At 74.4% G+C, this 18908-nt stretch carries 21 protein-coding genes; 11 read left to right on the top strand and 10 right to left on the bottom strand.

Going from position 1 to position 18908, the window contains the following annotated elements; translation table 11 throughout:
- Window positions 1-9: 9 nt before the first annotated feature.
- Entirely contained in the window at window positions 10-789 is a 780-nt protein-coding gene (locus SD460_RS43330; RefSeq protein ID WP_290060391.1) for an alpha/beta fold hydrolase, read from the top strand.
- Here the strand turns inward: SD460_RS43330 and SD460_RS43325 are convergent.
- Window positions 776-3523: an ATP-binding protein gene (locus SD460_RS43325; protein ID WP_318307656.1), complete on the bottom strand. Its 2748-nt coding sequence runs from the start codon at window positions 3521-3523 to the stop codon at window positions 776-778. The genes SD460_RS43330 and SD460_RS43325 overlap by 14 nt on opposite strands.
- A 110-nt stretch (window positions 3524-3633) precedes the next feature.
- Between SD460_RS43325 and SD460_RS43320 the strand changes: the two genes are divergently transcribed.
- Complete coding sequence (locus SD460_RS43320; RefSeq protein WP_318307655.1) at window positions 3634-4191, top strand: hypothetical protein; 558 nt, start codon at window positions 3634-3636, stop codon at window positions 4189-4191.
- Window positions 4188-4685, top strand: a complete 498-nt coding sequence (locus SD460_RS43315) for a YceI family protein (protein WP_290060387.1) — start codon at window positions 4188-4190, stop codon at window positions 4683-4685. The genes SD460_RS43320 and SD460_RS43315 overlap by 4 nt, the downstream gene beginning before the upstream one ends.
- Here SD460_RS43315 and SD460_RS43310 read toward each other — a convergent pair.
- Window positions 4678-5334: a rhomboid family intramembrane serine protease gene (locus SD460_RS43310; RefSeq protein WP_290060386.1), complete on the bottom strand. Its 657-nt coding sequence runs from the start codon at window positions 5332-5334 to the stop codon at window positions 4678-4680. The two genes, SD460_RS43315 and SD460_RS43310, sit on opposite strands and share 8 nt — an antisense overlap.
- Before the next feature lie 92 nt (window positions 5335-5426).
- Between SD460_RS43310 and folP the strand changes: the two genes are divergently transcribed.
- Window positions 5427-6302: a dihydropteroate synthase gene (gene folP / locus SD460_RS43305; protein ID WP_290060385.1), complete on the top strand. Its 876-nt coding sequence runs from the start codon at window positions 5427-5429 to the stop codon at window positions 6300-6302.
- Window positions 6303-6462: 160 nt separating this feature from the next.
- On the opposite strand, the gene SD460_RS43300 is transcribed toward folP, so the two are convergent.
- A complete protein-coding gene (locus tag SD460_RS43300; protein ID WP_290060384.1) occupies window positions 6463-6663 on the bottom strand; it encodes a hypothetical protein in 201 nt (66 codons plus the stop codon).
- 116 nt (window positions 6664-6779) lie between these two features.
- Between SD460_RS43300 and SD460_RS43295 the strand changes: the two genes are divergently transcribed.
- The 3 genes from SD460_RS43295 to SD460_RS43285 are packed head-to-tail and all read left to right on the top strand — an operon-like array spanning window position 6780 to window position 9648.
- A complete protein-coding gene (locus tag SD460_RS43295; RefSeq protein WP_290060382.1) occupies window positions 6780-7901 on the top strand; it encodes a hypothetical protein in 1122 nt (373 codons plus the stop codon).
- A complete protein-coding gene (locus tag SD460_RS43290) occupies window positions 7898-8809 on the top strand; it encodes an ABC transporter ATP-binding protein (protein ID WP_290060381.1) in 912 nt (303 codons plus the stop codon). Before SD460_RS43295 ends, SD460_RS43290 begins: the two co-directional genes overlap by 4 nt.
- On the top strand, window positions 8806-9648 hold the full coding sequence (locus tag SD460_RS43285; protein WP_290060380.1) for an ABC transporter permease: 843 nt from the start codon (window positions 8806-8808) through the stop codon (window positions 9646-9648). Before SD460_RS43290 ends, SD460_RS43285 begins: the two co-directional genes overlap by 4 nt.
- Here the strand turns inward: SD460_RS43285 and SD460_RS43280 are convergent.
- The 3 genes from SD460_RS43280 to SD460_RS43270 all read right to left on the bottom strand — a co-directional run bounded on the left by SD460_RS43280 (window position 9638) and on the right by SD460_RS43270 (window position 13222).
- A complete protein-coding gene (locus SD460_RS43280; protein WP_290060379.1) occupies window positions 9638-10444 on the bottom strand; it encodes an esterase/lipase family protein in 807 nt (268 codons plus the stop codon). The two genes, SD460_RS43285 and SD460_RS43280, sit on opposite strands and share 11 nt — an antisense overlap.
- Before the next feature lie 70 nt (window positions 10445-10514).
- The gene (locus SD460_RS43275) at window positions 10515-13097 is read right to left on the bottom strand and encodes a CHAT domain-containing protein (protein WP_318307654.1); all 2583 of its coding nucleotides are present in this window, start codon (window positions 13095-13097) and stop codon (window positions 10515-10517) included.
- Complete coding sequence (locus SD460_RS43270; RefSeq protein WP_290054139.1) at window positions 13094-13222, bottom strand: hypothetical protein; 129 nt, start codon at window positions 13220-13222, stop codon at window positions 13094-13096. The genes SD460_RS43275 and SD460_RS43270 overlap by 4 nt, the downstream gene beginning before the upstream one ends.
- A gap of 72 nt (window positions 13223-13294) precedes the next feature.
- On the opposite strand from SD460_RS43270, the gene SD460_RS43265 reads away from it, so the two are divergent.
- The gene (locus SD460_RS43265; protein ID WP_290054137.1) at window positions 13295-14338 is read left to right on the top strand and encodes a S8 family peptidase; all 1044 of its coding nucleotides are present in this window, start codon (window positions 13295-13297) and stop codon (window positions 14336-14338) included.
- On the opposite strand, the gene SD460_RS43260 is transcribed toward SD460_RS43265, so the two are convergent.
- Together SD460_RS43260 and SD460_RS43255 are read right to left on the bottom strand one after the other, a co-directional pair.
- The gene (locus tag SD460_RS43260; RefSeq protein WP_290054136.1) at window positions 14335-14781 is read right to left on the bottom strand and encodes a hypothetical protein; all 447 of its coding nucleotides are present in this window, start codon (window positions 14779-14781) and stop codon (window positions 14335-14337) included. The two genes, SD460_RS43265 and SD460_RS43260, sit on opposite strands and share 4 nt — an antisense overlap.
- On the bottom strand, window positions 14778-15338 hold the full coding sequence (locus tag SD460_RS43255; protein ID WP_290054134.1) for an RNA polymerase sigma factor: 561 nt from the start codon (window positions 15336-15338) through the stop codon (window positions 14778-14780). Before SD460_RS43255 ends, SD460_RS43260 begins: the two co-directional genes overlap by 4 nt.
- Before the next feature lie 162 nt (window positions 15339-15500).
- Between SD460_RS43255 and SD460_RS43250 the strand changes: the two genes are divergently transcribed.
- Window positions 15501-15695, top strand: a complete 195-nt coding sequence (locus SD460_RS43250; protein ID WP_290054132.1) for a hypothetical protein — start codon at window positions 15501-15503, stop codon at window positions 15693-15695.
- On the opposite strand, the gene SD460_RS43245 is transcribed toward SD460_RS43250, so the two are convergent.
- On the bottom strand, window positions 15671-16552 hold the full coding sequence (locus tag SD460_RS43245) for an EamA family transporter (protein ID WP_290054130.1): 882 nt from the start codon (window positions 16550-16552) through the stop codon (window positions 15671-15673). The genes SD460_RS43250 and SD460_RS43245 overlap by 25 nt on opposite strands.
- A 76-nt stretch (window positions 16553-16628) precedes the next feature.
- Between SD460_RS43245 and SD460_RS43240 the strand changes: the two genes are divergently transcribed.
- Window positions 16629-17120, top strand: a complete 492-nt coding sequence (locus SD460_RS43240; RefSeq protein ID WP_290054128.1) for a MarR family winged helix-turn-helix transcriptional regulator — start codon at window positions 16629-16631, stop codon at window positions 17118-17120.
- Between the two features lie 140 nt (window positions 17121-17260).
- Window positions 17261-17830: a hypothetical protein gene (locus SD460_RS43235; protein WP_290054127.1), complete on the top strand. Its 570-nt coding sequence runs from the start codon at window positions 17261-17263 to the stop codon at window positions 17828-17830.
- Window positions 17831-17919: 89 nt separating this feature from the next.
- Here the strand turns inward: SD460_RS43235 and SD460_RS43230 are convergent, their stop codons facing one another.
- A complete protein-coding gene (locus SD460_RS43230; RefSeq protein WP_318307653.1) occupies window positions 17920-18864 on the bottom strand; it encodes an MBL fold metallo-hydrolase in 945 nt (314 codons plus the stop codon).
- Window positions 18865-18908 lie beyond the last annotated feature (44 nt).

Genomic DNA, 18908 nt, shown 5'->3' with positions numbered 1-18908 from the left:
CTCGGAGCCATGCCGGCCTCGGTCACTTCGCGCGACGGGACGGTCGTCGGGTTCGAGACGCTCGGCGACGGGCCCCCGATGGTCCTCGTCCACGGCACCGGCGCGGACCACACCCGCTGGGCGGCGGTCCGCGACCGGCTCGCGCAGCGCTACCGCCTGCACCTCGTCGACCGCCGCGGCCGCGGGCTGAGCCGCGAGGAGGCCGCCGAGTACGACATCCGGCGCGAGGGCGAGGACATCGCCGCCGTGGCCGAAGCCGCCGGGGGAGACGTCTACCTGCTCGCGCACTCCTACGGTGCCCTGTGCGCGCTGGAAGCCGTCCGGCTGACGAAGGCGGTCAGCCGGCTGGTGGCGTACGAGCCGCCGCGGCCCGAGCCGGGTGGCGCCGTCGTCGGGCCGGACGCGCGCGGCCGCATGCGGGCCGCGGAAAACCCGGAGGAAATCCTCGAAATCTTCCTGCGGGAGGCCCTCCGGCTGGCTCCCGCGGACGTCGAAGCGATGCGCGCCACGCCGGTCTGGCCCGCCCGGGTGGCCGCCGCGCCGACGATCCCGCGGGAACTGGACGTCGTCGAGGGCATGGTGTTCGACGAGCGGCTCGCCGGCATCGCGATCCCGGTCCGGTTGTTCGCCGGCACCGAGAGCCCGGGCTACCTCCGGCTGGCCGCCCAGGCGGTCGCGGACCTGATCCCCGGTGCCGACGTCGTGCCGCTGCACGGCCAGGCGCACCAGGCCATGGACTTCGACCCGGACCAGTTCATCGAAGCGGTGTTCGCCTTCAGCCCGCGGTGAGCCCCCGGCGGTGCGCCCACGCCGCCACCTCGGTCCGGTTGGCCAGGCCCAGCTTGGCCAGGACGCTCGAGACGTGGCTTTCCACCGTGCGCTCGGAAAGCACCAGCCGGTGCGCGATCTGCCGGTTGCTCAGCGCGCCGGCGACGAGCGCCGCGATCTCCCGTTCGCGGCCGGTCAGCGGGTCGGCCGCGGTCCGCGCCCGGTCCAGCACCGCCGTCGCCCGGGTCAGCCAGCCCCGCATCCCGAGCCGCCGGGCTTCCTCCGCCGCCTGCCGGGCCGCGGTTTCCGCGCGCGGGAGGTCGCCGAGGACGACGAGCCCGGCCGCCAGCCGGACGCGGTTGTGCACGACGTAGGGCCGGGCGCCGAGCCGCGCGTCCCACGCGATCGCTTCCTCGAACAGCGGCACGGCTTCGTCGTACCGCCCCAGCAGCGCAGCCAGGCGGGCGGACCAGCTGCTGGAGCAGTCGCTGCAGAAGGTGCCCGCGCCGGCCGAGCCGACCGGCGGCGCCCCGGCGAGCTGCTTGGCGAGCCACTCCGCCGTCTCGACGTCCTCGAACGCTTCGAGCAGCGGCAGCAGGTTCGGCCCGATTCCGGGGGACTGGCCGATGAAGTCGGGGTCGCGCAGGCGCGGGCGCAGGGCGTCGTACCCGGCCCGCGCTTCGTCGTGCCGGCCGTCGATCAGGGCGCAGAGCGGGCGGGAGACGATCGTGATCGGCAGCGGCGGCGCGATCGCCAGCAGCTCGTCGTACCCGGCGGGCAGCTCGGCCGGGTCGCCGACCACGTCGGCGAGCTGCTGCGCGAACGCGAAGGACATCCCGGCCGCGGACCGGTCTTCGGCCAGTTCCGCCGCCGCGAGCTCGCTCGCGAGCCGGTTCTGCGCGCGGGCCTCGGCGAACGCGCCGCGGTAGGCCGCCACCGACGCCCGCAGCCGCAGTTCGTGCCAGCGGACCAGCGGCAGCCGGGTCGTCGCGGCCAGCGCGGAGATCGCGCTCAGCTCGGCGTCCACGACGGGCACGGTGCCGACCTCGAACGCCGCGTCGAGCCGCCACTTGTGGCCCCACAGCGCCACGAGCGGCCGTCCGGTGCCGCCCAGGGACACCGCGAGCGAGCCGAGCCGCAGCCGCTCGGCCAGCGGCAGCTCCGTCGGGCGGATCTTCAGCCGGGCGCGGACGGCGTCGAGCCGCGCCTCCTGGTCGCCGGAAAGCTCCGCGAGGGCCATCGCCTCGTCGGCGGTCTCGACGGCTTCGGTCGCCCGCCCGTAGTCGGCCGCCACGGCCGCGGACTGCGCGAGCAGTTTCGCCCGCACCGCCGGGTCCGCGTCGGCGCCGAGCATCGCCAGCGCGGACGCCGTGAGCTCGGCCATCCCGGGCAGCAGGTCGGGCGCCGACGTGTCCCGGACGACGAGTGCCGCGGCGGCGGCCAGCGCCGGGTCGGCCGTCAGCCCGGCGGCCTCGCGCGCGTGGCCGAAGCTGCGCGCGAAGCGGCCCGCGCGGTACTCCGCGGTGGCGAGGTCGACGAGCAGGGCGGCGAGCCCGTCGCGCAGGCCCGTGCGGCGGTGGCAGTCGAGCGCGAGGGACAGGAACCGCGCGGCCTCGGTGAAGGCGAGCGAGCGGGTTGCGTCCCGGGCCGCTGTTTCGGCCCAAGCCGCCGCTCGGGCCAGCGCGTCCGGCGTCGCCGCCGAACGCAGCCAGTGCCCGGCCACGACGCCGGGATCGGCCCGGTGTTCCAGCGCGGCCGCCGTCCGGGCGTGCAGGTCCTCGCGGACGCCCTGGTCGAGGTCGGCGTAGATCCCGTCGCGCACGACGGCGTGGGCGAACCGCCGGGACCCGGCCTCGGCGGGCAGCAGCACCCCGGAGCGCACGGCCCGGTCGAGCGCCGGGACGACGTCGTCCGCCGGCCGCCCGGCGACCTCGGCGACGACGTGCGCGTCGACCTCCTCGCCGAGCACCGAAGCGATCGCCAGCAGCTCACGCGCGTCGTCGTCGAGCCCCGCGACGGTGGTGCGGACGAGGTGCCGCAGCTCCGCCTCGCCGCCGCCGGTCGCCGAGGAGCGGGCGACCGCCTTGAGGTAGAGCGGGTTCCCGCCCGAGCGCCGCAGCGCGTCGCGGGCGTCGACAGCGGCCCGGCCGACCTCGGCGAGGTAGACCCGGACGTCGGGCTCGGTCAGCGGGTCCAGGCGCAGGCTCTCCGTCCCCGGCCGGCCGAGCAGGTCGGGCAGGGCTTCGAAAAGCGGGCCGGCCGACCCGTTGTCCCGGTAGGTGGCGACGACGGCCAGGCGCGACCGGCGGATCTCCCCGGCCAGGTGCCGCAGCAGCCGCAGCGAGGCTTCGTCGGCCCAGTGGACGTCTTCGAGGACGACGACGAGACCGGCCGCCCCGGCCGCGGCGACCAGCGCGTCGGCGGCCACCGCGACGAACCGGAACCGGGCCGCGACCAGGTCGGCGCCGTCGCGGTCGTCCAGGTCGGCCAGCGCGCGGGAGACCTCGGCGCCCGCCTCCGGCAGGGCCTGGAGCACCCGGCGCCACGGCCACAGCGGCGGCGCGCCCGGGTCGTCGACGCACCGGCCCCAGACGGCTTCGCGGTCCGTCACCGCCTCGACCAAGCGGGACTTGCCGATCCCCGCCGGGCCGCCGACGAGCACCAGCGCGCCGGTGCCCCCGGCCGCCGCCGCGAGCCACGCGCGCAGGTCGGCCGCGGCACCAGCCCGCCCGACGAACGGCTCGCTGCGCGTCACCCGAGCAGTATCCCCTGCGTGTCCGGTTTCAGTGCCGTCCTCCGTACTGGCACTGATGTCGCGATCGCCGTCCCGGGCGAGAGTCGGTCCGGCAACGGAAGGAGCACCCCATGCACGCCACCATCCACCGGTTCCGGGGTCCGCTGGGGACCTGCGACCTCGGCCGGGACGCACTCGGCACCTGCACGCTCACCCAGCTCGGCGGCCTGTCCGGAGCCGTCGTCACCTTCTGGCCCGACGCCCCGGCGGCGAGCGAAGCCGCCGCCCGGCGGCCCGCCGGGACGACGTGGCTCGACGCCGGCGCCTACCGGGTCGCCGACGCGCACTCGTCGTCCGACGCGGCCGCCTACGCCCAGATCACCTGGTTCGACGGGCCTCGCGGCGCCGACCAGTCGGCCGCCGAGCTGCGCGCGGGCCGCGAGCGGATCTGGCCCGCCGTCCGCGACCTCGAAGGCGTCGGGACGACCTACGCCCTGCTCGGCGAAGACCGGTCACTGGTCGTCGTGGCCCTCTCCGCGTCGATGGCGACGATCGAGGCCGTCCAGGACGCGATCATGGCCACCGAACTGCTGCCCGGCGAGGACCCCGCGCTGCTGCCCGGCCCGGACCGCGTCGACGTCCACCGCGTGTCGCACGCGGCCCTGCCGGCCCCGGCGGGTGCGCGATGAGCCCGCGCACCGCCCCCGCGCTGCGGGCCGGGACGTGGACCGTCCGCACCGCGACGGCGTCGTTCGAGGTCCGCAACTTCGGGTTCAACCGGGTCCGCGGCACGATCCCGGTCCGCGCCGGCAGCGTCGAGGTGACCGGCGGTGGGGTGACCGCCGTCCGCGCGGAGCTCGACCTCGGCGCGCTGGACACGGAGAACCCCCGCCGTGACGCCGATCTGCGCAAGCCGAACCTGCTCGACAGCGGTGCCCACCCGGACCTGACGTTCACCGCCACCGGCGTCCGGCGCGACGGCGACGGCTGGGAGGTGACCGGCGAACTCCGGCTGCGGGGGACGTCGTGCCCGCTGACGCTGACCGCCGGGCCGCTCGACGGGACCCGGGTGCGCGCGACGGGGACGCTCGACCGCGCCCCGCTCGGCATGCGGGTGCCGCGCGCGGTGATCGGCCGGTACGTCCGGATCGCCGTCGAAGCGGACCTCGAACCGCCTAGCTGAGGTCCTTGGGGAGCAGGGTGGTCGCCGCGTCGGGGGCGGCGACCGCCTTGGGCTTCCGGTCGCGGAACAGCCAGCCGCCGATGATGCCGCCGGCGAACCCGAACAGGTGGCCCTGCCAGCTGACCCGCTCGTCGGTGGGCAGCAGGGACGTGAACTGGTAGGCGAAGCACAGCGCCATCACGACGCCGATCACGATGTCGATCGGGTGCCGGTCGAACAGGCCGCGCACGATGATGTAGCCGAAGTAGCCGAAGACCAGGCCGCTGGCGCCGACCGTGACCGTGTCCGACGGCGAGATGAACCAGACGCCGAGGCCGCTCGCGACGATGATCAGGACGCTCACGCCGAGCCACTTCTTCACCCCGCGGTAGGCGGCGAGGAAGCCGAACACGAACAGCGGGCCCGAGTTGCCTTCGATGTGGCCCCAGCTGGAGTGCATGAAGGGCGCGCTGAAGATCTCCGGCAGCGACGCCGGATCGCGGGCTTCGATACCGAACTCTTGGCTCAGGTCGTAGTCGCCGAGCGAGTTGAAGATCTGCACCGCCCACAGCACGGCGAGCAGGCCGACCATCACCCACAGGGCCTTCTTGGCCTCGGCGATCATCGCCTCGGCTTCGCTGCGGGCCGGGCCCTCGCTGGTCGTGCTCATGGTTCCCCCTGCTCGGTTTGCTCCGAGGATAGCCGCCGCGGGACCGCGGGAGCGGCGATTCGGCCCCAGCCGTGACCTGGCAGGGTGACGGCATGACGTCACACCGGCCGGAAGTGGTCTTCCGGGGCCGCCGCATGCCGGGCGAGCGCGCCTTGGTCATGGCCATCGTGAACCGCACGCCGGACTCGTTCTACGACCGGGGCGCGACCTTCGCCGCGGACGCCGCCCGCGACGCCGTGGACCGCGCGGTCGCGGCCGGCGCCGACATCGTGGACATCGGCGGCGTCAAGGCGGGCGAAGGCCCCGAGATCGACGTCGAGGAGGAGAGCAGGCGCGTGGTGCCGTTCGTCGCCGAGGTGCGCGAGCGCCACCCGGGGCTGGTGATCAGCGTCGACACCTGGCGGCACGAGGTCGGCCGCCAGGCCTGCGAAGCCGGCGCCGACCTGCTCAACGACACCTGGGCCGGCGCCGACCCCCGACTGGTCGAGGTCGCCGCCGAGTTCGGCGCGGGCTACGTCTGCTCCCACGTCGGGGGCATGCCGGTGCGGACCGACCCGTACCCGGCGCCGACCCCGGACCGGCCGTTCTGGCCGCGCTACGACGACGTCGTCGCGGACGTCGTCGCCGAGCTGACGACGGCGGCCGAGCGGGCGGTCGCCGCCGGGGTCCCGCGCGGCGGCGTGCTCGTCGACCCGACGTTCGACTTCGGCAAGAGCACCCGCCACGGCCTTTCGCTGCTCCGCCACTTCGACCGGCTGGTGGCGACGGGCTGGCCGGTGCTGGTCGCGCTGTCGAACAAGGACCTGATCGGCGAGACCCTCGACGTCGAGGCCCGCGACCGCCTGGCGGGCACCCTCGCGGCGACGGCGATCGCGGCCCACGCGGGCGCGGCGGTCTTCCGCGCCCACAACGTCCGGGAGACCAGGGAAGCCGTGGCGGCGGTCGCGGGTTTGTCTACTGTGGACTGAGTCGCCCCGGGGCGCTGAATCCGCCGGGCCGGGGTGCCGATCCGGTCCACCGCGCGAAGCCCAGCCGCGTCAGGTTCTTCCGCGCGCAGGCGACCGCCCGCGCTGAGACGTCCGTGGCCACCACCCGCCCGACCCGCGGCGGGCGAGAACGGGCCCCGGTTCAAAGGAACGCGTCCGGCGGGGGTGGCTGGATCCGGCGGTTCACGGCGTCGAGCAGCCGCCGTGCGGCCGGGTAGGCGCCGTGACGGGGCAGCGCGACGCCGCCCGACATCGTGCGCAGGCCGCGTCGGCGCTGAGCACGACCGGCGACCGGGTCCGGCGAGGTGCGCCGTGGAACCGTGCCGCGGCCGTGTCGGAGCACCCGCTGGAGTGGCGGGTGTGCGGGAGGCCCGGACGGGGAACTAACTCACCACCTCGGCGTGCACGGGGTTCGTCGCCGGCCGTCGTGGCGTACAAAGGGTGCAGAGGTGATGCCGGATGACGGTGGTGCGGCGGGAAAAGCGTCGCCGGTGGGCGGTCGTCGCGGCGGTGGCCGCCGTCCTCGTCTCCGTGCCGTCCGTCGTCTCCGCGCTCGCGCCCGCCGGGGCCGCAGCCGACCCGGCGAAGCTGCGTGAACTCGTCCTGGGTTCCGCCGGACGGCCGTACCAGGGTTACGCCGAAAGCGCGGGTTCGCTGGCCCTGCCGGAGCTGCCGAACCTCGGTGCCGTCACCGCGCTCTTCTCGCTGCGGACGCCGATGCGCGTCTGGTACGCCGGGCCCGACCGCTACCGGGTCGACATCCTCGGCACGGCCGGTGAGCACGACCTCTACCGGCTGCCCGACGGCGAATACACCTGGGACTACGGCGACAACACGCTGACCGAGCTGATCGGCGAGCCCGCCGTCCGGCTCCCGCGGGCCGGGGACCTGCTGCCGCCCGAGCTCGCGCGGCGGATCCTGGGCGCGGCGCGGGGTGACCCGGTGAGCGCGTTGCCGGGCCGGAACGTCGCCGGTGTCGCCGCGTCCGGGCTGCGGCTCGTCCCCGCCGACCCCGACACGACCATCGGCCAGGTGGACCTGTGGGCGGACCCGGTGACCGGGGTGGCCGTGCGGGTCGAGGTCACCGCGCGCGGGCAGCGCGCCCCGATCCTCGTCTCCGAGTTCCAGGAGGTCACCCAGACCACGCCGGTCGTCGAGGCGCCGCGGCCGGTGCTCGGGTCCGGCTTCACCGTCGCGAGCGCCCCGGACGTCTCCGACACGCTCGGCGCGTTCAACCAGGTGCCGCTGCCGGCGACGCTCGCCGGGCGGCCGGTGACGTCGGAGGCCTTCGGCGGGGTCCAGGGCGCCGCGCTCTACGGCCGCGGGCTGGCGTCCTTCGCGGTGATCGCGGTGCCGCGCGCGGTGGCCAACGCGGCGAGCGACGCCGCCGGGAAGGCGGGCGCGGTGCAGGTCAAGCTGGCCGCCGGGACCGTGGTGCAGCTGTCGATCACGCCGTTGTCGCTGGCGATCGTCCGCTCGGCCGTCTCCCGCCGCTCCTACCTGCTGGCCGGGACCGTGACCGCCGACGTGCTGAAGTCCGTCGCGGACGAGCTGTCCCGGCTGCGGCGGGGCGGCCGATGATCACCACGCGCGCGCTCACGAAGGCCTACGGCCGCACCGTCGCCGTGAACGCGGTCGACCTCGACGTCCGCGAAGGCGACCGCTACGGGTTCCTCGGCCCGAACGGCTCGGGCAAGACCACCCTGGTCCGGATGCTGCTCGGCCTGGTCTACGCGACCAGCGGGGAGATCGAGGTGCTCGGCAAGCCGGTGCCGAAACGGGTCGCCGAGGTGCTGCCCGAAGTCGGCGCGCTCGTCGAAGGTCCGGCCGCGTACCCGCACCTGTCCGGCCGGCGGAACCTGGCGCTGCTCGACGCCGCCGGGCGCGGCGGCGGGCGGCGCACCCGGCGGCGGCGCATCGACGAAGCACTGGAGCAGGTCGGGCTGGGCGGGGTCGACCAGCGGCCGGTCAAGGCGTACTCGCTCGGCATGCGGCAGCGGCTCGGGCTGGCCGGCGCGCTCCTGCGCAAGCCGCGGCTGCTGATCCTGGACGAGCCGACGAACGGGCTCGACCCGCAGGGCATCAAGGAGATCCGGGAGCTGCTGACCGAGCTGAACGCGGGCGGCACCACGGTCTTCCTCTCCAGCCACCTGCTGGCCGAGGTGGAGCAGCTGTGCACCCGGGTCGGCGTCGTCGACCGGGGCCGGCTGGTGCTGGAGGAGGACCTGGTCGCGCTGCGGGCGGCGACCGGCCGGGTGCTCGTCGGGACGCCGGACCCCGCGGCGGCGGCCGCGGTCCTCGACGGGCAGCTCGAAGCCCGGGACGGCGACCGGCTGGTCATCCGGCACGCCGATCCGGCGGCGCTGAACGCGCTGCTCGTCGAAGCGGGGGTGCGCGTGACGTCCATCCACGCCGAGCAGCGGACGCTCGAACAGGTGGTCCTCGACGTGACGGGTCCGGGCTCGGACCGGTTCGGGGCCGCCGGGTGATCGGCGTCGAACTGCGGAAGCTCGCGCTGCGACCGCGGGTGTGGGTCAGCGTGCTGCTGCTGTGCCTGCTGCCCGCGGTCGTCGGCGTCTTCCTGGCCACGGCCGACTTCGCGCCGCCGCCCGGGCAGGGCGGGGCATTCCTGTCGGCGGTGGTCAGCGACGGTGCGCTGTTCCCGGCGGCGGCGCTCGCGCTGGTGCTGCCGCTGTTCCTGCCGATCGCGGTCGCGGTCGTCGCGGGCGACTCCATCGCGGGCGAGGCGTCCGGCGGCACCCTGCGGTACCTGCTGGTGCGCCCGGTCGGCCGGACCCGGCTGCTGAGCGCGAAGCTGGTCGCGATCGCGGTGTACGTGACCGCGGCGATCGTCATCGTCGTGCTGACGTCGCTGGTGCTCGGGGTGATCCTGTTCGGCACCGGCGGCAACCCCGGCGTCGCCGGCCCGGGCGGGCAGCCGGCCGGCGTGACGTCGCTGTCCGGGCAGTCGCTCAGCTCGTCCGGGCTCGGCCTGCGGCTGCTCGGCGCGGTGTCCTACATCGTCCTGTCGATGCTGGGGTTCGCCGCGATCACGATGTTCCTGTCCACGGTGAGCGATTCGGCGCTGGGGGCCGCGCTGTGCGGGCTGGCCGTGCTGATCACCAGTTCGGTACTGGAGACCCTCGACGCGGCGGCGGCTGTGAAGCCGTACCTGCCGACGCACTACTGGCTGTCCTGGATCGACTTCTTCCGCGATCCGGTGCTGTGGCGCAACATCGACCACGGGCTGCTGCTGCAGGCGGGCTACATCGTCGTGTTCTTCGCGGCGGCGTGGGCGAACTTCGCGACGAAGGACGTCACGAGCTGAGGCAGTCGGCCGGCGCTTCGAGCGGCGTGATGCCGAGGGCCTGCAGGACGATCTCGGTGACGGCGGGGTCGGTGGGCAGGTCGCCGTGCGCGGCCAGGTTGCCCGGGCACACCTGCTGGAGCGCGACGTTGACGGCGCCCTCGACCCGCGCGGACTCCGGCGGGGTGACCGTCTCGTCCTCCTCGGTCCAGAGCGAAAGCCACGGCAGCGTCGCCGGGATCGGCTCCTTCGCGAGCTCCTGCAGGAGGGCGCTGCCCGGCGCCAGCTGCACGCACGCGATGGGGCAGCCGCCCGGGACCAGCGCGCCGCCCGCCGCGGCGAGGCCGGTGCCGTGCATCGGCGCGCCGAGCGTGACGACCCGGCGCGCCTGGTGGTCGCCGCCGTCGCGGCTGACCCACAGCCGGGCCACGACCCCGCCGGCGGAGTACCCGACGACGTCGACCGACGGCGCTCCCTGCGCGTACGCCCGTTCGACGGCTTCGGCCAGGACGCCGGCTTGTTCGACCAGGTCGCCGGTGCCGTCGCCGGCCAGGGTGAGCACCTCGGTGCCACGGCCGGTCGCCTGGCGGATCCGCGCGGCGAGCTCGTCCAGCGCGCCTTGGCCGCCGCCGTAACCGGGGACGAGGAGCACCGGGCCGGGCTTGTTCTGGTCCGGGGTGCCGGCCTCCGGCGCGGTCTTCGTGCCGGAGGTGGCGATGGCGGTCGCGGCGACGGCGGCCACCACGACGACAGCGACGCTGCTCAGCATCAGACGTCGCCGCGGGCTGATACCGCGCCACCAGGCCGTGATCCGCACGCTTCCATGATGACCCGGCCCGTGCGTGGCTGTCGTGAGTGTTTAGTCGGGTTAGAACCCGACTAAACACTCACGAGCCCGCGCCGTAGCAGACGTAACTGGTGGCGGCGGGTGAGTCGGGGAGTTCGGTTTGGGCGCGGGCGAGGGCTTCGGCCGGGGTCAGGCCGGCGGCGAGGTGGCGGTGGTGGCGGACCATCAGGGCGCGGCCGGCGTCGTCGGGGATCGGGAGGACCGTCGCCACCAGGCTCGTCGTGCCCAGCGCCAGCAACGCCGAGGCCAGGCCCAGCAGCTCGTCGCCCGCGTGGATCGCCGAGCGGCCCGAGTCGCAGCCGGACAGCACGACCTGCCGCGGCGGGCGGGCCAGCCGTTCCAGGTCGTACACCGTGAGCGGCCCGTCGGCCAGCCGCAGCGACGAGAACAGCGGGTTGTCCGTGCGGAACCGGCCGTGCGCCGCGATGTGGCCCAGCGCGGCGCCGTCGAGCGCGGCGAGCACCGGCTCGGCCTTCGCGGTCCGGCCGGTGAACCGGCGGGCGCCCGGGTAGCGACGGGCCAGCGCGGCCACCTCGGCGGCGGCGTGCGGCAAGCCGGGGCCCGCCACGACGACGTGATCACCGCCGTCGGCGCGGGGCGCGGTCACCGCGCGGTGCCAAAGCGCCGCCGACGGCGCGAGGGACACCGGGCGGCCGCGGCAGCCGGGCAGGACCGGCCACGGCAGCTCGTGCAGCCGCCCGGTCGGCACGACCACCAGCGGACCGTCGCCGAGCCGCAGCGGGGCGAGCAGCAGCTCGTCGAGCCGGCGGGCGGTCCGCTCGACGAGGTCGCCCGGCGAGCCGAGGCCGAATGCCGCCCGCCGCAGCCCGAACCGCAGCTCGGCCAGGCGTTCCGCGGCTTCGGCCGCCGGGCCCAGCGCGTACCGCCGCAGCCGGCCGCCGGTGACGGCGAGCGCGCTCAGCCGCCCGTCCAGCTCGACGTACTCCACGAGCGTGGCCGGCCCCAGCGCGTCGGCCAGCTCCGCGCGGGACGGGACGCGAGTGTCCGAAGTGGACACCCCGGTCGCGTGCCGGGCGCGGTCGCGCACCGCCTTCTCCAGCTCGGCCTGACGGCGCAGCAGGGTCCGCGCGTGCCCGGTCCCGGTGGCGAGGTCGACGGCGATCTGGCGCAGCGCGGCGAGGTCGGCGGCCAGGCCCTCGTCGTCCGGCGGCCGGGCGGGCCGCAGCCGCAGCGCGCCGGCGTGCCGCCACTCCGCCCAGCGCAGCACGGCCTCCGGGTGGCCCGCTTCCGCCGCGAGCCGCAGCCCGAGGCCGGTCAGCTCGCTCGCGTGCCCGGACGCGTGGGCACGCAGCTCGCTCGCGCCGAGCCCGGCGCGGAACCGGTCGACCACCCGGACGCCGGCGCGCAACGCGGCGTCCGCGCCCCGGCGGTCGCCGTGCACCAGGCGCAGCAACGCCGTCGCGTGCCAGGCGCGGGCCCGCATTTCCGCCGGGCCGTCGCGCCCGGCCCGGCCGACGAACGACAGCTCCGCCTTCGCGATGTCCGCGCGGCCCAGCTCGAGGGCCAGCGCCGCGACGATCAGCCGTGCGTCCAAGGCCGGGACCAGCCAGCCCGCGTCGGTCAGCGCCGCCGCCGTCCGCTGTCCCGAGCGGAGCATCGCCGTCGTCCGCAGGCCGCTGTCCCGGCGGGCGCGCAGCGCGAGGTAACCGCCGAGCGCGGCCCAGCCGGGCCGGTCCTGGCGCACCGCGGACCGCCGCGCCAGCGAGGCCTCGCGCAACGCCGTGACCGGATCGCCGTCCAGCAGCGCGACTTTCGCCAGCAGCAGCCGTGCCTGCACGAGGTCGACGGCGTTGCGACGGCGGGCGTACTCCGCGACGGCGGTCGTCGCCGCTTCGCGCGCTTCGGCGATCAGGCGAACCGAAAGCAGGGCTTCGGCGCGTTCGATCGGCAGCAGCCCGGGGTCGGTGCCCGCTTCGCGGTAGCGCGCGGCGGCCTCGTCGTAGGCGGTCAGCGCGGCCGGGACGTCGCCGCGGACGGTGGCGGCCAGCCCGCGGTTCTGCCACACCATCGCCGTCCGGCCGAGGTGGCCGGTCGCGGCGAACCCGCGTTCGGCGTGGCGCAGGTCGTCTTCGGCGCCCCGCCAGTCGCCGAGCCGGGCCAGCACGATGCTGCGGTTGGTGCGGATCGTCGCCTCGATCAGGTCGTCGCCGCCCGCGGCACGGAGGGTCTCGAGGGCGTCCGCGAACCCCGCGGCGGCGTCAGCGAACCGGGAGATTTCGGTGAGCACGACGGCCCGCTGCATGCACAGCCGCGCCGCCGCCCGCCCGGTCAGCTCGGGCATCGCGCGGTCGAGTTCGCGCAGGGCCTCGGCGGTGCGCCCGGTCAGCGTCAGGACGTAGCCGAGCACCCCGCGCGTCTGCGCGGCCCGCTCCCGCAGCCCGGCCCCGTCCGCCAGCCGGAGCGCGGCGCGCAGCCGCGTTTCGGCGTCGGTCAGCCGCCCGACGGACACCCCGGCGAGCCCGAGCGCGTGCTCGGCCACGGCGGCGGCCTCGGTCCGCCCGTCCGCCTCGGCGAGCGCGGCTTCGGCGAGCGCCCGCGCCTTGGCGGGCGCGGTGAACGCGAGATCCGCGGCGGCGACGGCCTTGGCGAGCGCGTCGCTCATCGCCGCTCGGGCCGGGTGTGTATCAGCGGGAGGGGTTCGCGGATCGAGTAGCCGACCCGTTCACCCATGATCGAGGGGGACACATGACGCGATACCGCCATCGAGCAGGCGAGCTGCTGGTCCATGCGGACGATTGTGCCGCGATCCAAGCCGGACTGGCAGGGTTCGGTTATCACCCGGCCGGAGCGCAGGGGACGGTGCGCCGGTTCACCGGGACGCGGCCGGTGCCGGAGGTGCTGGCCGCGCTGGGAAGCCGTGGCGCGAGCCCGAACCACTTGTTCGGGCTCGACCGGATCATCTGGGGCGACCCCGGCATGCACCCGAAGCCGACCCGCAACGAATTGACCCCGCTGTCCGAGTCGGACGCGTGCCCGACGGTCGGCGTGATCGACACCGGCATCCTGCTGGACCGGGGCCACCTGCACCCGTACCTCGCCAACCGGGTGGTGTTCGACCAGGAGGACGTCGTCCGCTTGGAACGCGGCGAAGACGGCAACCCGGTCGGCTCGGCCGCGCACGGGACGTTCGTCGCCGGGGTGCTGTTGAAGCAGGCGCCGATCGAGGTCCGCGTCCGCATGAAGGGCGTGATCGACAAGGCGGACGGTCTGGCCGAAGACCTGGCGGTCGCCACCGCCATCGACGAACTGCGGGAGGAGGGCATCACGCTGATCAACCTGTCCTTCTCCGGCGCGACTTGGGAAGACGAGCCGCCGAAGGCCATCGAGGCCGCCCTGCGCCGGCTGCCCGCGGAAGCCGTCGTGGTCGCCTCCGCGGGGAACCGGGCCAGCCGTCGCAAGGTCTATCCCGCCGCGATCAAGTTCGAGGCGCTTCGGCCCGGCGAAGTCGACAAGACCCACGCCTGGGTGATCGCGGTGGGCGCGGCCGACTCGACGCAGGACTCGGCCAGGCCGCGGGTGGCGGACTTCAGCAACTACGGTCCCTGGGTCTCGGCCTACGCCGAGGGCGTCGACGTGCTCGGCCCGTACTTCCGGTCCGGTTACCCGACGGAACCCGCCGGGTTCAACGGTTACGCGGTCTGGAGCGGGACCTCGTTCTCGGCCGCGATCGTCACCGGGAAGATCGCGGCGGGGCTGGCCGAGGCCGGCTCGGCCCGCGCGGCGGCCGAAGCGGTGCTCCGCCCGCCGAACGTCGCCGAACCCACCAAGGTCCACGTGCAGGACGTGAACGGGGAGGCGCACGTCCCGTACGTGGCGGGTGAGTTCGAGCCGGGTCTGAGCTAGAGGCTGGCCCAGCTCGTGGTGACCGCCGTGCCGTCCGCGGCGGTCACCTTCACGCGGGTCGCGCCGCGGGGGAGTTCCGTCGCCGTGAACCAGCCTTCCGGGCCGATCGGGCGGATGTACCGTTCGCCCGCCACTTCGATCACCGCGTCGCCCGTCGCGCCGGTGATCAAGCCGCGCAGGGACACCCGGCCGTCCGCGTACTCCACCTGCAGCTCCACCGACACCCGGGCCGACTCGAACGACAGCAGGCGGACGTCGTCGCCCGCCGCGCGCACCGCGCCCGCTTCCGCGAGGTCCGAGTCGAAGGCCAGGTCCGCCAGTTCGGCGTCGAGGTCGCGCAAGGTCAACGCCGCTCTCGCCTGGCGCAGCACCAGATCCGGCACCGGGTCGGCCTGGGCCGCGGCCGCGCGCAGGACGTCCATCAGCTCGTCGTCGCCGGTCACGTCCGGTCCTCCGTCCCGAGCCCGGCCGCGCCCGCCTGCTCGCGCAGGCGGTTCAGGCACCGCTGCCGAGTCGGGCCGATGCTGCCGACCGGGATGTCGAGCGCGGCCGACACCTCCGCGTACGACGGCGGGGGCGTGGCCATGAGCACGCGCAGCAGCCGGCGGCACTGCTCCGACAGGGTGGCCAGCGCGCGCCAGAGCGTGGCGTCGCGTTCGTTCAGCAGCACGGCCGCGTCGACCGCTTCGCCCGCGGCCGGTTCGTTCCGCCAGACGTGGTCGTCGGCCGGGCGTTCGCGGTCGCCGCGGCGGAGCTGGCGGAGGCACTCGTGCCGGGTGGTCGTGCCGAGCCAGCCGGGCAGCCGCTCGGGATCCTTGATGCGGCCGAGGTTCTCGACGAGCTTCAGCCACACCGTCTGGACGACGTCGGCCGCGTCGGCGTCGGAAAGCCGGTGGGCGCGGGCGATCGACCAGAGCAGGCTCGCGTACCGCTCGACGAGCGCGTCCCAAGCCGCCTGGTCACCGCGCGCGGCCGCCGCGAGCAGGGTCGTGGTGTCCACTTCGCCTCCCCTTGACCCGCTCAGCGTAGCCAACAGCGGCCCTTCGGACGGGTACGCCATCGGGGGACTCCTTCGCGTCTTCCCCCCGTTCCTCCGATCCGGTGGGAGCGCGGGAAATACCTGAACCGCACCGCGACGGGCGCCGTGTGCGCGGTGGGAGCGGTGGAGACGGATCGGGGTGAGCCGATCGTGCGGGTGATGGTGTTCGTGGTGCTCGTGTGGGGATTGTCGGCGTGCGGGCAGCCGGTGGACGGCCGGGCGGTGCCGGTCTATGTCCCGGCGGGATCCGGGTGCGCGTTGCTCGGGGACACGCCGGTGGTGCCGGGTGGGGATCAGACCTTCGCGGACTCGCGCTGAGTGGTCGGCAGGGGCTGAGTCCGGTGCTGGGCGGTCAGGACCGCCGCGAGCACGATCGCCGCGCCCAGCAGTTGCCACGGCGTGAGCCGCTGGCCGAGGGCGAGCCAGCCGAGCAGGGTGGCGACCACCGGGCTCAGCAGGCCGAGGAACGTCACGTGCGTGGCCGTCAGCGCGCGGATTCCGCGGAACCACAAGGCGTACGCGAACGCGGCGCCGATCAGCGAGAGGTACGCATACCCCGCGAGGTTCGCGCCGGACAGCGAAGCCGGCGGGGCGCCCTCGACGGCCAGCGCGACCGGCACCAGCACCAAGCCTCCCGCGACGAGCTGCCAGCCGGTCGTCGCCAGCAAGGGGGCCTGGGACGTCCAGCGCTTGCTGAGCACGACGCCAGTGGCCATCACGACCGCGCCGCCCGCCGCGGCGGCCAGGCCGATCGCGTCGAGGCGGGCGTCGGACTTCAGCACCAGGAGGCTGACGCCGGCGACCCCGGCGGCGCCCGCGAGGACCGTGCGCGGGGTCAGGCGTTCGCCGAGCAGGCCGGTCGAGAGGCCCGCGACGATCAGCGGCTGCAGGGCGCCGAGGGTAGCGGCGACCCCGCCGGGCAGCCGGTACGCGGCGACGAACAGCAGCGCGAGGAACGCGCCGATGTTGAGTGTGCCGAGCACGAGCGCGCGCCACCACCAGTCGCCCTTCGGCAGCCGGCGGGTGAGCGCGACCAGCAGCAGCCCGGCGGGCAGGGCGCGGACGACCGCGGCCAGCAGCGGGCGGTCGGGTGGCAGGAACTCCGTCGTGACGAGGTACGTGGAGCCCCAGATCGCGGGGGCCAGCGCGGTGGCGAGGAGCTGTTTGTTTAGCACTAAGGTAGTTTACCTCAGCGCTAAGCTAAATAGCTACCTGCTCACTTAGCGCTAAGGCATCGGCTACGCTGGCGCGATGGCCGACCACGTGGACCACGTCCTGGCGCAGTGGCACGCCGAGCGACCCGACCTCGACGTCTCCCCGATGGCGGTGATCGGGCGGCTGTCCCGGCTGAGCGCGCTGGTCGACGCGGAGCTGCGCCGCACGTTCGCCCGCCACGGGATCGACCGCGCGACCTTCGACGTCCTGGCGACCCTGCGCCGCAGCGGCCCGCCGTACCGGCTGACCCCGACCGAGCTGATGCGCTCGGCGATGGTGACGTCCGGCGCGATCACGCAGCGCCTGGACAAGCTGGAGGCCCGCGGGCTGGTCGAGCGCACGCCGGACGAGACGGACGGCCGCGCGGTCCGCGTGGCGCTGACCGACGCGGGCGGCGAGCTGATCGACCGCGCGCTGCCGGAGCACGTCGAGAACGAGCACCGGATTCTGGCCGCGCTGGACGACGGCCGGCGGGAGGAGCTGGCCGGCACCCTGCGCACTCTGCTGGAAAGCCTGGGCGGGGGCTAGTCTGCCTGGAGCATGAGTCTGGCACCGGCTGCCGAACTGCGGCGTGCCTCTGTTTTGGAGTCACCTTCGGGCTGAGGAACGTGATTGAATTTGATGTTCTTTGCGGCTGCCCGGACCGGTGATCTCGTAGTCTTGTCGCCATGACCTGGTGGGCAGCTGTGTTGGGTTTCGTGGGTGCGCTGGCCGGTAGCTGGGGCGGGCAGATCATCGCCAGTAAGCGTGAAGACAAGAGGTGGGATCGAGAGCGTGAGCGCGAAGACGTTCGCCATGAGCGCGAAATGGAGCGGCTCAAACTGCAGCTCAAGCACGACTCGCTCAAGGAATGGAGAACTGAGAGGCTGACCGCGTATTACCAGTTCTTGGATTCTTTCTACAGCTGGCGTCAGCTCGCTCTCATCATGGGGTTCGTCGACCTGCCGGAGAGTGCGCCTGGGATCCTGGATCGGTCTCGAGAGTTGAGTGAGCTCTACGAAACCATGATGGAAGCGAGAAGTAGACTTCAGATGATTTGCTCGCCAGAGGTGCGGAGTATTTTGGCCAGCATGCTCACCAAAACGGAAGACATCACGGCGTCGATCCGGTACCAAGCCAAAGAGATCGCCGAAGGGCGGCCGATGGGGGATTCTGACTTCAGGGGAGCGCTTGACAACCTCACAAAAAAGTGTGCCGAAGTCAGGGCGCTTGTTCGGACTGAGATGCTCATCGATTGACCGGTGAAGGCTGTTCACCAGACACAGGTAACACCGGCCCGAGGTGGCCTCCGACGCGGCAGACGCGTCGGAGACCACCTCGGTGGGGGCTAGGAGATCTGGCGGACCGGTTCGCCGTCCAGGACCTCGTCCAGGTCGATGCGGCCGCCCGCCGCCGCCAGGATCGCGTCGATCGCCAGGTCCACGTCCAGTTTGCGGCCGTGCTGGTCGGCGTACGCGCGCATCAGGTTGCCGATGTGGCGTTCCGGGTTGCGCCAGCCCGGCCAGCGCAGGGACGCCTGCCGCGCCAGCTTCGTGAAGTCGGTCTGGCGCTCGGTCACCTCGAGCAGCCACTCGAGGTAGACGCGCATCGCGTGGAACGCCGTGTGCCCGGGGTTGGCCACCGGGCCGTGGCCCGGGACCAGGGTGCGCGGGCGGAACGTGTCCTGGAGCCAGTCGAGCGCGTCGAGCCAGCCCGGGATCGAGCCGTGCACCGCCACCGGGGTGTCGCCGATGACCACCAGGTCGCCGGTGAACAGCGTGCCCGAGCGGGGCTCGTGCACCACCAGGTCGCCCGCCGTGTGCGCGACGCCGGGGACCGCGACCACGTCCGCCGCCGCGTCGCCGAGGTCGAGCCGGTGCCAGCCGGTGACCGGGTGGACCGCTTCGGGCTCCGGTGGCTCGAGGACGCCCCAGCGCGTGTACGTGAAGACGTTGCCGTACGTCTGCGGCCCGGCCTTGACCAGGTCGAGGCTGCCCGGCGCGGCCAGCGCCGTGCCGCCGTCGCGCAGGGCGACGCCGAGGCCGTTGTGGTGCTCGCCGTGCGCGTGCGTGATGACGACGGTGAGCTCGCGGTCACCGGCGTACTTGCGCACGTCGCGCAGCAGTTCCAGCGTCGCCTGCTCGGTCCCGCAGGTGTCGATCAGCACGACGCGGTCGCGGCCCTGGATCCAGCCGCTGTTCGCGACGAACCACTCGGCCGGGCTCTTCACGTACGCCACCACGCCCGGCCGCGCGTGCCGGAGCGGGACGATGTTCGATGTGACGGCCGGCATGCTTTCCCTCCCTCATGCGACGATGCGTTAACGACGGCGGCCCG

This window comes from Amycolatopsis solani, assembly GCF_033441515.1.
GTDB classification, from domain to species: domain Bacteria; phylum Actinomycetota; class Actinomycetes; order Mycobacteriales; family Pseudonocardiaceae; genus Amycolatopsis; species Amycolatopsis solani.
This window is presented reverse-complemented; position numbering and strand designations above follow the sequence as displayed.

Bases quoted from the DNA above. Each gene is read 5' to 3' on its own strand.
- SD460_RS43310 (WP_290060386.1), bottom strand. From the start codon at position 5,334: ATGAGCACGACCAGCGAGGGCCCGGCCCGCAGCGAAGCCGAGGCGATG.
- SD460_RS43235 (WP_290054127.1), top strand. From the start codon at position 17,261: ATGACCTGGTGGGCAGCTGTGTTGGGTTTCGTGGGTGCGCTGGCCGGT.
- SD460_RS43275 (WP_318307654.1), bottom strand. From the start codon at position 13,097: ATGAGCGACGCGCTCGCCAAGGCCGTCGCCGCCGCGGATCTCGCGTTC.
- SD460_RS43330 (WP_290060391.1), top strand. From the start codon at position 10: ATGCCGGCCTCGGTCACTTCGCGCGACGGGACGGTCGTCGGGTTCGAG.
- SD460_RS43295 (WP_290060382.1), top strand. From the start codon at position 6,780: ATGACGGTGGTGCGGCGGGAAAAGCGTCGCCGGTGGGCGGTCGTCGCG.
- SD460_RS43270 (WP_290054139.1), bottom strand. From the start codon at position 13,222: ATGGACCAGCAGCTCGCCTGCTCGATGGCGGTATCGCGTCATGTGTCC.
- SD460_RS43230 (WP_318307653.1), bottom strand. From the start codon at position 18,864: ATGCCGGCCGTCACATCGAACATCGTCCCGCTCCGGCACGCGCGGCCG.
- SD460_RS43290 (WP_290060381.1), top strand. From the start codon at position 7,898: ATGATCACCACGCGCGCGCTCACGAAGGCCTACGGCCGCACCGTCGCC.
- folP (WP_290060385.1), top strand. From the start codon at position 5,427: ATGACGTCACACCGGCCGGAAGTGGTCTTCCGGGGCCGCCGCATGCCG.
- SD460_RS43315 (WP_290060387.1), top strand. From the start codon at position 4,188: ATGAGCCCGCGCACCGCCCCCGCGCTGCGGGCCGGGACGTGGACCGTC.
- SD460_RS43320 (WP_318307655.1), top strand. From the start codon at position 3,634: ATGCACGCCACCATCCACCGGTTCCGGGGTCCGCTGGGGACCTGCGAC.
- SD460_RS43240 (WP_290054128.1), top strand. From the start codon at position 16,629: ATGGCCGACCACGTGGACCACGTCCTGGCGCAGTGGCACGCCGAGCGA.